We start from the raw sequence: 14599 nt of genomic DNA on the forward strand, positions 1-14599 counted from the left end.
GTGAGCTCTCAGGCGGCGCGCTCGCACATGAGCATCGGAGAGGTGCTCTCGCTGCTGCAGGGCGAGTTCCCGGACGTCACCATCTCCAAGATCCGGTTCTTGGAGGGCGAGGGGCTGATCGAGCCCGAGCGCAGCCCCTCCGGCTACCGCAAGTTCACGCACCTGCACGTGGAGCAACTCCGCTTCATCCTCACCGAGCAGCGCGACCACTACCTGCCGCTGCGGGTGATCAAGGACAGGATGGCCGAGAGCTTCGGCCGCCCGCGGGCCCTGCAGCAGAAGCAGGACGTCAGGTTCAGCCGCGCCGAGCTGCTGGAGGCCGCCGGCATCGACGAGGAGACGCTCGCCGAGCTGGAGGACTACGGGCTGCTCGCCCCGGTGGCCAGGCGCTATGACGAGGAGGCGCTCAAGGTGGCGCGCAGCGTCGGCGCCCTGGCCCGCTTCGGCCTGCACGCCCGCCACCTGCGCGCGGTCAAGGCGGCCGCCGAGCGGGAGTGCGGCCTGGTCGAGCAGACCGTCGCCCCGATACTCAAACGGCGAGCCCCGGGCGCCATCGGAGAGGCCGACGAGGTCGCCAGGGAGATTTCCACACTCCTGCTCGACCTGCACGCAGCCCTTGTGCGCACGGGCGTCCGGTCCGTCCTGGGGCGCTGAAGGCCGTGGCGAGCTGGGAGGCGAGGGCACATCCAGGCCCGCGCGGTGTTACGTTGAAATGCAGAAGCCAGTCAGCAGAAGCGTCGAGCAAAGAGCTGTGCCGGGTGACCGGTCAGGAATACGGAGCAGCCCGTGTTGCAGATGGAGGTCGTGGGCGTTCGAGTTGAAATGCCCACAAATCAGCCGATCGTCTTGCTCAAGGAGGCACACGGGGAGCGGTTCCTTCCTATATGGATTGGCATGACCGAGGCGACCGCCATCGCCCTGGCCCAGGCGGAGGAGCCACCGCCAAGGCCGCTCACCCACGACCTCTTCCGAGACGTGCTGAGCGCCCTGGGCGTGGGCCTGCGGGCGGTCAACATCGTCGCCCTGCGCGACGGCATCTTCTTCGCCGATCTGGTCTTCTCCAACGGCGTGGAGGTCAGCGCGCGCCCGTCCGACTCCATCGCGCTCGCCCTGCGCACCGGAGCGCGCATCTTCGCCAGCGAGGAGGTCGTCCAGGAGGCCGGGGTGCTCATCCCGGACGACCAGGAGGACGAGGTGGAGAAGTTCAGGGAGTTCCTTGACACGATCACGCCCGAGGACTTCGGCAGGGCGGGGTAGGTATTTCAGTGCATTTACGCTTCACGACGCGCCGAGCCGGATCGTTGACTGCGCATGGTCACGGTCCTACGGTGCAAGTGAAACCCGCGGTCGCCCTTTATGAACCCCCAGATCAGGCCGCGGGATGAGAGAAAGCCGGAGGTCCGCGTGGCGGTCAGCAGCGGCGAGGGAAAGACGGCCGGCCAGGAAGATCCGGTGCGGCGCGAGAGCGCGCGGCAGCGTGCCGGGGAGCAGGGTCTGCTCTTCGACGAGCAGCCGGCCGCGCTGCCGGACGACATCGGATACCGCGGGCCGACGGCCTGCTCGGCGGCCGGCATCACCTACAGGCAGCTCGACTACTGGGCGCGCACGGGCCTCGTGGAGCCCACGATAAGAGCCGCGCACGGCTCCGGCTCCCAGCGGCTCTACAGCTTCCGCGACATCCTGGTGCTCAAGGTCGTCAAGCGGCTGCTCGACACCGGGGTGTCGCTCCAGCAGATCCGCACGGCCGTGCAGCACCTGCGGGATCGCGGGGTCGCCGACCTCGCGCAGATCACGCTCATGAGCGACGGCGTCAGCGTCTACGAGTGCACCTCGGCCGACGAGGTGATCGACCTGCTCCAGGGCGGCCAGGGCGTGTTCGGCATCGCGCTCGGCCGGGTCTGGCGCGAGGTCGAGGGCTCACTCGCGGAGCTGCCGGGGGAAAGAGCGGCGGTCGAGGACACCGTCCCGGCCGACCACCCCGCTGACGAGCTGGCCCGGCGGCGACGCGCGCGCCGGACCGGCTGACCACCTTCTCCGGGCCTTGCCACCTGCCCGGCGGCGACGTGTACGCCGGACCGGCTGACCTTCTCCAGGCTTGCTACCTGCGCGGCGGCGGCGTGAGCGTCGTTCAGATAAAGGGCAGAGCGTAGTAATCTAGACAGGTAAGGCTGACGACCCCGTGCGGGAGAGTCTCCGAGGTCCCAGGGCCCGGAGCGCCGAAGGAGCAACCCTCCCCGGAATCTCTCAGGCATCCTGTACCGCTCGGGCGAGGCAACTCTGGAAAGCAGGCGCGCCCGCCAGGCGTGCCTCACCGACGGTGCAAGCCCTACCCGGGGTGAAGCTCTCAGGTCGCGACGGTGTCGCGCTGACAGAGGGGGAGATCCGGCATTCCGCCGCGCTCTGGCGCCGGTCTCCACAGCCTCGGGAGGCACCTTCATGACCGAACTGTCCGCTCCGCCGTTCTCGTCCAGGCATATCGGGCCGTCGGCCTCCGAGCAGCAACGCATGCTCGAAGCCGTGGGCTTCGAGTCCGTGGCGGATCTGGTGGCGGTGGCCGTTCCCGAGGCCATCCGGGCCAAGGACCGGCTCAGGCTGCCCGCCGCGGCGAGCGAGGCCGAGGCCATCGCCGAGCTGCGCGCCCTGGCCGGGCGCAACCGGGTGCTGACCTCGATGATCGGCCTGGGCTACCACGACACCGTCACCCCCGCCGTCATCCGCCGCAGCCTGCTGGAGAACCCGGGCTGGTACACCGCCTACACCCCGTACCAGCCGGAGATCTCGCAGGGCCGGCTGGAGGCGCTGCTGAACTTCCAGACGGTCGTCTCCGACCTGACGGGCCTGCCCGTCGCCGGCGCGTCCCTGCTCGACGAGGCCACCGCCGCGGCCGAGGCCATGACGCTGGCCCGGCGCGCGGGCAGGTCCAAGAGCGACGTGTTCGTGATCGACGCCGACGCGCTGCCGCAGACCAAGGCCGTGCTGGCCACCCGGGCCGAGCCGCTCGGGATCACGCTGGTGGAGCACACACTGGACGGCGAGCTGCCCGAGTGCTTCGGCGTGCTGGTGCAGTATCCGGGCGCCTCGGGACGGCTGCGCGACTTCCGCGCCGTGGCCGCCGCCGCGCACGAGGCCGGCGCCCAGGTCGTGGCCGCCGCCGACCTGCTGGCCCTGACCCTGGTGGCCGCGCCCGGCGAGCTGGGGGCCGACATCGCGGTCGGGTCCTCGCAGCGGTTCGGGGTGCCGTTCGGGTTCGGCGGGCCGCACGCCGCGTACATGTCCGTACGCGAGGGCCTGCAGCGGCAGCTGCCAGGCCGCCTCGTGGGCGTGTCGGTGGACACCGACGGCGACCCCGCCTACCGCCTGGCCCTGCAGACCCGCGAGCAGCACATCCGCCGCGAGAAGGCCACCAGCAACATCTGCACCGCGCAGGTCCTGCTGGCCGTCATCGCCGGCATGTACGCCGTCTACCACGGCCCCGAGGGGCTGCGTGGCATCGCCCAGCGGGTGCACCGGCACGCCGTGGCCCTGGCCGACGGGCTGCGCGAGGCGGGCCTGGAGGTCGTGCACCGCGAGTTCTTCGACACCGTGCTCGTCCGCGTGCCCGGCCGGGCCGCCGCCGTGCTCGCCGCCGCCGCCGAACGGGGCATCAACCTGTGGCAGGTGGACGACGACCACGTGTCGGTCTCCTGCGACGAGAAGACCGGGGCCGCCGAGGTGGCCGGGGTGTGGGCCGCCTTCGGCGCCGGCCGTACCGGTGTGCGGCTGGAGGGCGACGCGCTGCCCGCCGGGCTGCTGCGCGAGACCGACTATCTGCCGCATCCCGTCTTCCACAGCCACCGCTCCGAGACCGCGATGCTGCGTTACCTGCGCAAGCTCCAGGACAAGGACATCGCGCTCGACCGGTCGATGATCCCGCTGGGCTCGTGCACGATGAAGCTCAACGCCAGCACCGAGATGGAGCCGATCACCTGGCCCGAGTTCGCCGCGATCCACCCGTACGCGCCGGCCGGCCAGGCCGAGGGCTACGAGGAGCTGATCGGCACGCTGGAGGGCTGGCTGGCCGAGGTGACCGGCTACGACGCCGTCTCGGTGCAGCCGAACGCGGGCTCGCAGGGCGAGTTCGCCGGGCTGCTGGCCATCCGCGCCTACCATCGGGCCAACGGGGAGAGCGGGCGCGACGTCTGCCTCATCCCCTCCTCCGCGCACGGCACCAACGCCGCCAGCGCTGTCATGGCGGGCATGCGGGTCGTGGTGGTGGCCTGCGACACCGATGGCAACGTGGATCTGGCCGATCTGGACGCCAAGATCGACAAGCACCGTGACCAGCTTGCCGCGATCATGGTGACGTATCCGTCGACGCACGGCGTCTACGAGGAGACGATCACCGAGGTGTGCGCCAAGGTGCACGACGCCGGCGGCCAGGTCTACGTGGACGGGGCCAACCTCAACGCCCTGGTCGGGCTGGCCAAGCCGGGCGAGTTCGGGGCCGACGTGTCCCACCTCAACCTGCACAAGACGTTCTGCATCCCGCACGGCGGCGGCGGTCCCGGCGTGGGCCCGGTGGCGGTGCGCGGCCACCTGGCGGCGTTCCTGCCCGGCCACCCGCTGCGCGACGGCACGGCGGTCGGGCCCGTCTCGGCGGCGCCGCACGGCTCGGCGGGCATCCTGCCGATCTCCTGGGCCTACATCAGGATGATGGGCGCGGAGGGGCTCACGGCGGCGACCGAGCAGGCCATCCTGTCGGCCAACTACCTGGCCCGGCGGCTCGCCCCGCACTACCCCGTGCTCTACACCGGGCGCGGCGGGCTGGTCGCCCACGAGTGCATCGTGGACCTGCGGCAGATCACCAAGGAGACCGGCGTCACCGTGGAGGACGTGGCCAAGCGCCTCATCGACTACGGCTTCCACGCCCCGACCATGTCCTTCCCGGTGGCGGGGACCCTGATGATCGAGCCGACCGAGAGCGAGGACCTGGGCGAGCTCGACCGGTTCGTGGACGCGATGATCGCCATCCGGGGGGAGATCTCCAAGGTGGCCTCCGGGGACTACGACCGGACGGACAACCCGCTGCGCAACGCGCCGCACACGGCCGAGGCGGTCAGCGCGGACGAGTGGCGGCACCCGTACTCGCGGTCGGAGGCCGCCTACCCGCTGCCGTCCCTGCGCGACGGGAAATACTGGGTGCCGGTGCGGCGCATCGACCAGGCCTACGGGGACCGCAACCTGGTGTGCTCCTGCCCGCCGCTGGAGGCCTACGAGGACTGAGGGGCCTGGGGCGGGGGCGCGGCGGTGTGCGCCGGTTGTCCGGAATGCGGCGCCGGCCAGTCCATCGGTGTCAACTGAGCAGACATGATCGCGTTTAGTCGTTAGGCTCGGTGCGACCGCCGCCCCAAGGAGATCCCTTGACGTTCTCAGAGCTGGAGACCCCGCCCCTGGACACCGCCCGCCGCCTGGCCGAAAGCGGCGACCTCGACGGCGCCGCCGCCATCCTCGGCGAGCTGGCCGCCGACCCCGACGGCCCCGACCGCGCCCAGGCGGCCGTCGGGCTCGCCGTGGTGCTGGACGAGCGCGGTGACGTGGAGGGCGCCAGGGCCGCCGCGCGGATCGCGCTGGCCACCGCACACCCCGAATACGCCGCCCAGGGGGCCTGCCACCTGGCGCAGGGGTTCGAGCGGGAGGGGCGGGCCGAGCAGGCCAGGGCCGCCTGGCAGGCGGTGCTGGGGGTCGGCACGCCCGCGTACGTGCCGCTGGCGCACCTCGCGCTGGCCCGGCTGGCCGTGCGGGCTGAGCAGCCCGCGGAGGCGGAGAGGGAGCTGCGCGCCGCCATGGCGGCCGGGGACGACCGCCTGGGCGCGCACGCGGCCCAGGAGCTGGCCGAGCTGCTGATGGAGCTCGGAGAGCCCGCGGAGGCGGCCGGGGTGCTCGTGGACGCGCTGGAGTTCGCTCCGGCCGAGGAGGTGCCGGGGCTGCGGGTGCGGCTCGGCATCGCGCATCTGGAGCTGGCCTGCGCGGAGTTCGCCGAGACGGTGGAGGGCGGTGCCGATCCGCGGACGAGCGCGCTGGCCATCGAGCTGCTGGCCCGCACGCTGCCGCTGCGGGGGCGGGCGGAGGACGCCGACCAGGTGTGGTCGTACGGGCTGGAGCACGAGGACGAGACGCTGGCGGCGGAGGTCCGCCTGCGCTTCCACCGCGACGCCTGACGGGAGCCGTCAGAGGCGGCGCATGGCGATGGCCACGGCGGCGGCCACGTTGATGATCACGATCGAGAGCCAGGTGATCGTCAGTCCCACCAGACCGGCGTTGCCGGCCGCGATGGCGGTGAGCGGGATGCCGAGGCCCATCGAGCCCAGGGCGATCGGGATCATCGGCGCGCCCGGGGCGGGACGTTTGTGCGGGCCTGCCCCGTGCTGGTCCAGCTCGGCCCGCACGCGGGCGGCGATCGTGGTGTCGAGACGTTCGACGAACGACTCGACGAGCGCGGTTTCGTAGTCGGGACCGAGGTCACGGCGGGCGTCGATGGTGGCCTGCAGGTCATCGCGGATGCGCTTGTCTGGCATATCGATATCATCCCCGCCACCTGGCCCGCCGTCATCCGCCCTGAGAGCTAGGGCGCGCTCCTCCCCAGGTACGGTGCTGGCATGGAGGTCATGACGCCGCGAGGGCCCGCGCAGGTCGAGATCGACGAGCCCGGCGATCCCCGGCTGCTGCTGGTGCTCACCCACGGCTCGGCCGGGGGAGTGGACGCGCCCGATCTGCTGGCGGTGCGCGACGCCGCGCTGGGTGTGGGAGCCGTCGTGGCCAGGGTGACGCAGGCGTTCAGGGTGGCCGGGGCCCGGGCGCCGGGCTCGGCGGCCAGGCAGGACGAGGCGTGGGAGGTCGTCCTGAAGGAGCTGCGCGCCCGCCGGCCGGAGCTGCCCCTGGTGCAGGGCGGGCGGAGCAACGGGGCGCGGGTCTCCTGCCGTACGGCCCGGGCGGTCGGCGCGGCGGCGGTGGTGGCGCTGGCCTTCCCTCTGCACCCGCCGGGCAAACCGGAACGTTCCAGGGCCGACGAGCTGCGCGGCGCCGGGGTGGACGTCCTGGTCGTCAACGGGGACCGCGATCCGTTCGGGATCCCCGACGCCGCTGACGCGGCGCGTCTGGTGGTGCTGCCGGGTGAGGGCCACGACCTGAAGCGGGACCCCGCCCGGGTGGGCGGGATCGTGGCGGAGTGGATCACCCGCTACGCGTGAGACCGGCGGCCACCGGGGTGGCCCACCGGACCGGGCTCTGCTAGGCCGCGCCGACCACGGGCCGGTGCGGGGCGATCACGGTGCCACTGGGAAGGAGCTCCCCGGTGTCATCGAACAGGACGACGCCGTTGCAGAGCAGGCTCCACCCCTGCTCGGGGTGGCAGGCGAGGGTCCGCGCCGCTTCGCGGTCGGGCGCCTCGGCATCCGGACAGGCCGGGTCGTGCGGGCACATCGGCGTGCCTCCGATATCTCGTGGGTGCTCCCGTATTTAGAGGGGCGGGAGCCGGCTCGGGTTGTTCTTTTGGCAAGTGTGCGATGTATGTCACATGTTCCGACATAGCCCGTTAGGACTGTTACAGGGGGATCCCCAGGTCGTGTGACCTTCGACACAGCGTGCCTTATGCAGGATAACGGGCCAAGCGCGACACGCGCACTACGTTTGCAATCCCTTGAGGAGAGCATCTAGACCGCGTTCGAAGTCCAGGTCGGCTCTTTCATCACGCCTGACCCACTCGTCCACCTCTGGATCGGCCCATCCGGATTGCTGGACCTCGACGGCCACGCTGCCGAACATGAAGGCCCGCAGCGCGCGTACGGCTTCCGCCGCGGTGGCCAGGCCCTGGTCGGCGAGCTGTTCGGTCTGCTCCTTGATGGCCACGGCGGTCGCGCCCTTGGGCGGTTTGGTGAGGGCCAGCGCGAGCACCCCGGGGTGCTCGCGCAGCAGCTCCCTGCCGGCCCGGCACCAGGCCCTGGCCGTCTCCTGCCAGGTCGCCGCCCGCTCGACGTGGACCGCGGTGACGTGCTCGGCCAGCGCGTCCATCAGCGCCTCCTTGCCCCTGGGCAGGTGGTGGTAGATGGCCATGGCCTCCACCTCCAGCGCGTCGCCCAGGCGGCGCATGGTGAGCCTGCGCAGCCCCTGGCTGTCGGCGATGTGGAGCGCGGCCTCGAGGATGCGCTCGCGGGACAGGGGCACGGGCGGTCGCTTGGCGGGCATGGTGATCATCTTACTATGTAAAGGGCCTGGCTCCGGGGCGATTTCCCGCCGTGTCGCGCGACGGCGTACGCTTGGCGGTTGAACGAATACCGACCGCGTGTGAAGGGGCCTACAGTCGATGGCGTTTTTCCGTCCGCGGGTGAGCCGGGAGGCCGAGGTCCGATACCACGCGGACCAGGAGATCTCCAGGAGCTTCCCCGAGTTGCTCGAGAAGGCCAGGCAAGCCGAGCGGACGCTGCGCGACCTGCGCGCCGGCGCGGCCGACGAGCTGGAGTTGCGGGCCGCCGGGCAGGAGCTCGACCGGACGCTCACGGACGCGCTGCGGGCCGCTGAGAGCGGGCAGCGGGCCACGTTCGGGGTCAAGTCCTACGACGACCGGATCGCGCGGCGCAAGGCCAAGGCCACGCCCGCGGGGGCGATGTGGACGGCCGAGGTGGAGCGGCTGCGCACGCTGCGCGAGGACAACCGGATGTGGGGGATCCCGCGCGTGCCCCGGCCGGTGACCTCCATCCCGCTGACCACCGGTCACTGACCCGGCATGCGGCGGGCCCCGCGGGTCCTTCCGCGGGTATGCCCGGGTGAAGGAAGACCCCGCCGTGATCTGCGGGGCCGGTGAAAGGTGAAGCCCCGGCCGTGGTGTGCCGGGGCTTTGCGGGCTAGCTGGCCCAGTCGAGCAGCGGGCGCGTGTTGCTGGGGTGGCGGAGCTTGGAGAGCGACTCCTTCTCCAACTGGCGGATCCGCTCCCGGGTGAGCCCCAGATATTTGCCGATCTCGTCCAGGGTGTGCGGCTTGCCGTCCACCAGGCCGAAACGCAGCGCCATGATCTTGGACTCGCGCGGCGAGAGGTTGTCCAGCACGCCCCGGAGCTGGTCGCCCAGGAGCTGGCGGTCGACGATCTCGGACGCCTCCGGTGAGTCGACGTCCTCGATGAGGTCGCCGATCGTGGTCTCCCCGTCCTCACCGATCGTCGCGTTGAGCGAGATCGGCTGGCGGCTCGTCCGCAGCAGCTCCTCGATCTGGTCCGGCGTCCTGTCGAGCTCCACGGCCAGCTCCTCGGGCGTGGGCTCGCGGCCCAGGCGCTGGTGCATGTCGCGCTCCACCCGCGACAGCTTCGAGAGCATCTCCAGCACGTGCACGGGCAGCCGGATCGTCCGGGCCGAGTCGGCGAAGCCACGCTGGATGGCCTGCCGGATCCACCACATGGCGTACGTGGAGAACTTGAAGCCCTTGGTGTAGTCGAACTTCTCCACCGCCCGGATCAGTCCCAGGTTGCCCTCCTGGACGACGTCCAGCAGGGACATGCCCCGGTCGGTGTACTTCTTGGCGACCGACACCACCAGCCGGAGGTTGGCCTCCAGCATGTGGTCCTTGGCCTGCTTGCCGTCCTCGACGACCAGGCGCAGGTCCTCCTGGGCGGCGGCGGACAGGCCGGACTCGGTCTCCAGCTTGTACTCGGCGTACAGGCCGGCCTCGATCCGGCGGGCCAGCTCCACCTCCTGGGCGGCGGTGAGCAGGGTACGGCGGCCGATGGACTTGAGGTAGGTGTGCACCGAGTCGCCCATGGCCGACTGGGTGTCGTCCAGGTCGATCGCCTCGTTCTCGAGGTCGGCGTCCTCGGCGGCGAGCACGAGGTCGTCGGGCGCGTCCTCCTCCGGCTTGGTTTCGGGCGCGGCCTCGGGCGCGGGGGCGGAGGTTTTTGCCTCGGCGGCCTTGCGGCCGGTAGTCTTCGCACGCGAAGACCTCTTCGGGGCGGACGTCTTCTGGCGCTGCGGATTCTTGGGGGCGGTCTTGCTGAGAGACGGCTCGTTCTCGGCAGCCAGACTCACGCCGGCCTCTGACAGCTCACGCAGGATCGTGCGGCCTTCAGAGGGGCTGATGCCGGCTCTGGCGAACGCGTCACGCAGCTCCGCCAGAGATAGGTGACCCTGGGCTCGCCCTCGTTCAATCAGCTGGTCGAGAGACGTGGGCGGGGTCGCCACGGCGGTTCTGGGCATGAGGACACCTCCTCCGTACGGAGTCGAAGGGATCAAGCAGATTGTGGTCGGGGCGGCTTCCTGTCCACGCGGCGCACCCGTATCAATAACGTCATTCGCCGCCATTTGTTCCCGAGTGGGCCGTGAAGTACGAAAAGGGGGCGGACCGCCCCATAGACGGAACCGCCCCCGGTGTGTGTCTTATTCCGGTAGCTGGAGTCGATCAACCGAGGGCATGGGCATGGGCTGAGCGTCCTCCATGCGGCTGTCGGTCCAGTATTCGAACACCTTGCCGGGATCGGGGTTGACCTCGGTGGACACCACGATCTCGTCGTCGTCCTCGACGCTCCTGGAGTCCGATGGCCGGGGGGTCGGCGGCGCCTTCTCCATCACGGCGCGGACCTCCTCGAGCTTGCCCGCCGAGGCGGCTGCCGCGATCGAGGCGCCACCGACGACGATCACGCCGACGACGGCCGCGGATGCCCACATCTTGCGGGTGTGATCCATGCAGGTTCCTCCCTCTCCCCACTATGACGCAGCCGCAACTCGTCAGGTTCCTGCCCTTAGCCGCATCAGATCGGTCTTGCCGTTGGGAAGCAGCGGCAGGCGGGGAACCACACGCAGGTCGCGCGGGGCGGCGTGGGGCGGAAGCCTATCGCGGCAATATGCCCGCAAATGTTCAAGAGTCGGTGGCGTATCGGGGTGGGCGGGGACCACCACGGCCGTGACCAGCTCGCCCCATTCGGGATCCGGGACGCCGATCACGGCCGCCTCGGCCACCTCGGGGTGGGTGCCGAGCACCGCGGTCACGGCGGCGGCCACGACCTTCTCGCCGCCGGTGTTGATGACGTCGTCGGCCCGGCCGAGCACCCGGAGCCGGCCGCCGGTCAGCTCGCCGAGGTCGGAGGTGACGAACCAGTCGCCGTCGAACGGGCCGGGCGGCTCGCCGAAGCGGTAGCCGGAGAACAGCACGGGCCCGGCGATCCTGATCAGGCCGTCCGCGCCGATCTTGAGATCTACGTTGTAAAGGGGCTGGCCGTCGTACACGCAGCCGCCGCACGTCTCGCTCATCCCGTACGTGGTCACGATCCGGGCGCCGAGATCGCGCGCCTGGTCGAGCAGGCCGGGCCGGGGGGCGGCGCCGCCGAGCACGATCGTGCGGAACACCGACAGGTCCGCCCCCAGCTCGACCAGCCGGTGGAGCTGGGTGGGCACGAGGGAGACGTGGTCCGCCCCGGAGGCCAGGACCGCCCGCGGGTCGAAGCCGGGGTGGATGATCGGCTCGCTCCCGCAGAGCAGGGCGCGTGTCAGGACCTGCAGGCCCGAGACGTGGGCGACCGGCAGGCAGCACAGCCAGCGGTCCCCCTTGGCGGCCTCGACGCGGCGCAGGGACGCGGCCGCGGAGGCGCGCAGCGCGGTGGCCGAGAGCAGCACGCCCTTGGGGGCACCGGTGCTGCCGCTGGTGGCGATCACCACCGCCACGTCGGCGGGCACGCCCACGCCGCCGCCCAGGGGCACGCCGTCGACGTGGGTCGGGCGCAGCGCGGTGACGGCGGCCTCGGCGTGGCCCGGGGACAGCGGCAGGACGGCGGGCCCGTCGCCCGAGAGCGCCTCCCGGACCGCGGTGAACAGCTCAGGTCCCGGAGGCTGCACAATGGCATGCAGCGGACGGTCCGGATGCGACGGGTTCCTCCACATGCTCGTAAGGTTAATGGCGACAGGTCGGACAGATGCGCAGGGAGGGTCGTGACGCGTTCCCCCGTGGCCCCCGTGGTGTTCAGGATTCCCATGCGCACGCGGTTCAGGGGGCAGACCGTCAGAGAAGGGGTGCTGCTGCACGGTCCCGCCGGATGGGGAGAGTTCTCCCCGTTCCCGGACTACGGGCCGCGCGAGTGCGCCCGGTGGCTGGCGTGTGCGCGCGAGGCCGCGTTCGAGGGCTGGCCGGAGCCGGTGCGTGACAGCGTCCCGGTCAACGTGACCGTGCCCGCGGTGCCCCCGGAGCAGGCCCACGATCTGGTCCGGGCGTCCGGGTGCGGCACCGCCAAGGTCAAGGTGGCCGAGCGCGGGGAGACGTTCGACGACGACGTGGCCCGGGTGGAGGCCGTGCGCGCCGCGCTCGGGCCGTCCGGGCGGCTGCGGGTCGACGTCAACGGCGCGTGGGAGGTCGGCGAGGCCGTGCGGCGGCTCAAGCGGCTCGACCGCTTCGACCTGGAATACGCCGAGCAGCCGTGCGCCACGCTGGAGGAGCTGGCGGCCGTGCGCCGGCAGTGCGACGTGCCGATCGCCGCCGACGAGTCGATCCGCCGGGCGGAGGATCCGCTGCGGGTGCGGGCGGCCGAGGCCGCCGACATCGCGGTGGTCAAGGTGCAGCCGCTGGGCGGGGTGCGCGCGGCGCTGCGCGTGGTGGAGGCGTGCGGGCTGCCGGCCGTGGTGTCCAGCGCCGTGGAGACGTCCGTGGGGCTGGCGGCGGGGCTGGCGCTGGCCGCCGCTTTACCGTCGCTGCCGTACGCGTGCGGGCTCGGCACGATGTCGCTGCTGTCGGGCGACGTGGTGGAGGACTCGCTGACCCCGGTGGACGGCCGGCTGGCGGTACGACGCCCTTCGGTGAATTATCAGCATTTGTCAGCATTTGAGATTGAATCTCCCCAGTGGCTTCGCCGGATGCAGGAGGCGTCACTTTGAATCCCGCCACCGCGCTGGCCACGGTGCTGGTCGACGAGCTGGTGCGCTGCGGCCTGAGCGACGTGGTGCTGGCCCCCGGCTCGCGTTCCGCCCCCCTGGCGCTGGCCCTGCACGCCGAGTCGCGGGTGCGCCTGCACGTGCGCATCGACGAGCGCTCGGCCTCCTACCTGGCGCTGGGGCTGGCCCGGCGCTCCGAGCGCCCGGTCGCGCTGATCTGCTCGTCCGGCACGGCCACCGCCAACTTCCACCCCGCCGTGATCGAGGCCGGCGAGTCCGGGGTGCCACTGCTGGTGCTCACCGCCGACCGCCCGCCCGAGCTGCGCGGCACCGGCGCCAACCAGACCATCGACCAGCTCGGCCTGTACGGCACCGCGACCCGCTGGTTCACCGAGGTCGGCGTGCCGGAGGACCGCCCGGGCCAGGTGGCCTACTGGCGTTCGCTGGCCTGCCGCGCCTACCAGCGCGCCGCGGGCCCGGCCAACCCCGGCCCGGTGCACCTCAACCTGGCCTTCCGCGAGCCGCTGATCCCCGACGGGGACGACACCTGGTCCGAGCCGCTCGACGGTGCCGCGAACGGCCCCTGGGTGCGGGCCAGGGTCGCGCCCCCGCCGGTCGCCCTGCACATCCCGCCCACCCGGCGGGGCGTGCTCGTGGTCGGTGACGGCGCGGCCAACGTGCGCCGCTACGTGGCGGCCGCGGGCATGGCGGGCTGGCCGGTGCTGTCGGAGCCGAACGGCGGCGGCCGCTACGGCGACCACGCCATCTCCACCTACCACCACCTGCTGGGCACGCCGGAGTTCGCCGGCGCGCACCGGCCCGACGTGGTCGTCACACTCGGCCGCCCCGGCCTGTCACGGCCGCTGCTGTCGTGGCTGCGGCGGGCGGACGAGCACATCGTGGTGGCGCCCGACCTGGACCGCTGGCCCGACCCGACCCGCTCGGCCACGCAGGTGGCGCAGGCGGTGGAGATCCCGGTCGCCTCGGGCGACGACACGTGGCTGCACGCCTGGCGGCAGGCCGACCAGGAGGTCAGGGCGGCGACGGACGCGGTGCTCGACCTGTCGGGCACGAGCGAGCCGCGGCTGGCCAGGGACCTGGTCGACTCCCTGCCCAACGGGGCGCTGCTGTTCTGCGGGTCCTCGATGCCGATCCGCGACCTCGACCAGTCCATGCGGCCCCGGCGCGGCATCAGGCTCATGGCCAACCGGGGCGCCTCCGGGATCGACGGGGTGGTCTCCAGCGCGATGGGCGCGGCCCTGGCCCACAACGGCCCCTCCTACGCGCTCATCGGCGACCTGTCGTTCCTGCACGACCAGAACGGGCTGATCCTCGGGCCCCGCGAGCCCCGGCCCGACCTGTGCTTCGTGGTGGTCAACAACGACGGCGGCGGCATCTTCTCACTGCTGCCCCAGGCGGCGGTGCGTGATCCGTTCGAGCGGGTCTTCGGCACGCCGCACGGGGTGGATCTGGGGTATGTGGCGGCCGCGACGGGGACCCCGTACACGCTGCTGGGGGACATCAGCGAGCTGCCCAAGGCGCTGCGCGGCGAGGGGCCGCGGGTGGTGGAGGTGCGCACCGACCGCGAGGAGAACGTCGCCGTGCACGACCGCCTGCGGGAGGCCGCGCAGGAGGCCGTGCGGTCCTACCTGGCCGCGCAGGACCAGCCCTAGCGACTCCCGGCTCGGCCGGTCCTGCCTGGCCGAGCCAGGACCAGCCCCTGGCGA

Annotated in this window: 15 protein-coding genes and 1 riboswitch; of the genes, 9 read left to right on the top strand and 6 right to left on the bottom strand. The window is 72.0% G+C overall.

The window, feature by feature from the left end; genetic code table 11:
- The 5 genes from ABGB18_RS04860 to ABGB18_RS04880 all read left to right on the top strand — a co-directional run bounded on the left by ABGB18_RS04860 (position 1) and on the right by ABGB18_RS04880 (position 6197).
- A complete protein-coding gene (locus ABGB18_RS04860) occupies positions 1–654 on the top strand; it encodes a MerR family transcriptional regulator (RefSeq protein ID WP_347694099.1) in 654 nt (217 codons plus the stop codon).
- A gap of 132 nt (positions 655–786) precedes the next feature.
- Complete coding sequence (locus ABGB18_RS04865; protein ID WP_347694100.1) at positions 787–1257, top strand: bifunctional nuclease family protein; 471 nt, start codon at positions 787–789, stop codon at positions 1255–1257.
- Positions 1258–1404: 147 nt separating this feature from the next.
- On the top strand, positions 1405–2025 hold the full coding sequence (locus ABGB18_RS04870) for a MerR family transcriptional regulator (protein ID WP_347694101.1): 621 nt from the start codon (positions 1405–1407) through the stop codon (positions 2023–2025).
- A gap of 147 nt (positions 2026–2172) precedes the next feature.
- Positions 2173–2271, top strand: a riboswitch (glycine riboswitch).
- Between the two features lie 165 nt (positions 2272–2436).
- Positions 2437–5262, top strand: coding sequence for an aminomethyl-transferring glycine dehydrogenase (gene gcvP / locus ABGB18_RS04875; RefSeq protein WP_347694102.1), 2826 nt, complete (start codon positions 2437–2439; stop codon positions 5260–5262).
- A 137-nt stretch (positions 5263–5399) separates the two neighbouring features.
- Positions 5400–6197, top strand: a complete 798-nt coding sequence (locus ABGB18_RS04880; protein WP_347694103.1) for a tetratricopeptide repeat protein — start codon at positions 5400–5402, stop codon at positions 6195–6197.
- Between the two features lie 9 nt (positions 6198–6206).
- Here ABGB18_RS04880 and ABGB18_RS04885 read toward each other — a convergent pair whose 3' ends face one another.
- On the bottom strand, positions 6207–6554 hold the full coding sequence (locus tag ABGB18_RS04885; RefSeq protein ID WP_347694104.1) for a hypothetical protein: 348 nt from the start codon (positions 6552–6554) through the stop codon (positions 6207–6209).
- An 81-nt stretch (positions 6555–6635) separates the two neighbouring features.
- Between ABGB18_RS04885 and ABGB18_RS04890 the strand changes: the two genes are divergently transcribed.
- Positions 6636–7226, top strand: coding sequence for an alpha/beta family hydrolase (locus ABGB18_RS04890; protein WP_347694105.1), 591 nt, complete (start codon positions 6636–6638; stop codon positions 7224–7226).
- A gap of 40 nt (positions 7227–7266) precedes the next feature.
- Here the strand turns inward: ABGB18_RS04890 and ABGB18_RS04895 are convergent, their stop codons facing one another.
- Together ABGB18_RS04895 and ABGB18_RS04900 are read right to left on the bottom strand one after the other, a co-directional pair.
- Positions 7267–7458 (bottom strand): DUF5999 family protein, encoded by a 192-nt coding sequence (locus tag ABGB18_RS04895; protein WP_347694106.1) that lies wholly within the window; start codon positions 7456–7458, stop codon positions 7267–7269.
- A 201-nt stretch (positions 7459–7659) separates the two neighbouring features.
- A complete protein-coding gene (locus ABGB18_RS04900) occupies positions 7660–8220 on the bottom strand; it encodes a TetR family transcriptional regulator (RefSeq protein ID WP_347694107.1) in 561 nt (186 codons plus the stop codon).
- Positions 8221–8338: 118 nt separating this feature from the next.
- Between ABGB18_RS04900 and ABGB18_RS04905 the strand changes: the two genes are divergently transcribed.
- Entirely contained in the window at positions 8339–8752 is a 414-nt protein-coding gene (locus ABGB18_RS04905) for a hypothetical protein (protein WP_347694108.1), read from the top strand.
- Positions 8753–8876: 124 nt separating this feature from the next.
- Here the strand turns inward: ABGB18_RS04905 and ABGB18_RS04910 are convergent, their stop codons facing one another.
- The 3 genes from ABGB18_RS04910 to ABGB18_RS04920 form a co-directional block, all read right to left on the bottom strand.
- Entirely contained in the window at positions 8877–10214 is a 1338-nt protein-coding gene (locus tag ABGB18_RS04910) for an RNA polymerase sigma factor (RefSeq protein WP_347694109.1), read from the bottom strand.
- 180 nt (positions 10215–10394) lie between these two features.
- Positions 10395–10700, bottom strand: coding sequence for a hypothetical protein (locus ABGB18_RS04915; protein WP_347694110.1), 306 nt, complete (start codon positions 10698–10700; stop codon positions 10395–10397).
- Between the two features lie 42 nt (positions 10701–10742).
- The gene (locus ABGB18_RS04920; RefSeq protein ID WP_347694111.1) at positions 10743–11891 is read right to left on the bottom strand and encodes an AMP-binding protein; all 1149 of its coding nucleotides are present in this window, start codon (positions 11889–11891) and stop codon (positions 10743–10745) included.
- Between the two features lie 48 nt (positions 11892–11939).
- On the opposite strand from ABGB18_RS04920, the gene ABGB18_RS04925 reads away from it, so the two are divergent.
- Together ABGB18_RS04925 and menD are read left to right on the top strand one after the other, a co-directional pair.
- Positions 11940–12875 (top strand): o-succinylbenzoate synthase, encoded by a 936-nt coding sequence (locus ABGB18_RS04925; RefSeq protein WP_347694112.1) that lies wholly within the window; start codon positions 11940–11942, stop codon positions 12873–12875.
- On the top strand, positions 12872–14545 hold the full coding sequence (gene menD / locus ABGB18_RS04930; protein ID WP_347694113.1) for a 2-succinyl-5-enolpyruvyl-6-hydroxy-3-cyclohexene-1-carboxylic-acid synthase: 1674 nt from the start codon (positions 12872–12874) through the stop codon (positions 14543–14545). Before ABGB18_RS04925 ends, menD begins: the two co-directional genes overlap by 4 nt.
- Positions 14546–14599 lie beyond the last annotated feature (54 nt).

Origin of the sequence: Nonomuraea sp. B12E4 (assembly GCF_039871825.1) — a bacterium.
Classification (GTDB): Bacteria; Actinomycetota; Actinomycetes; order Streptosporangiales; family Streptosporangiaceae; genus Nonomuraea.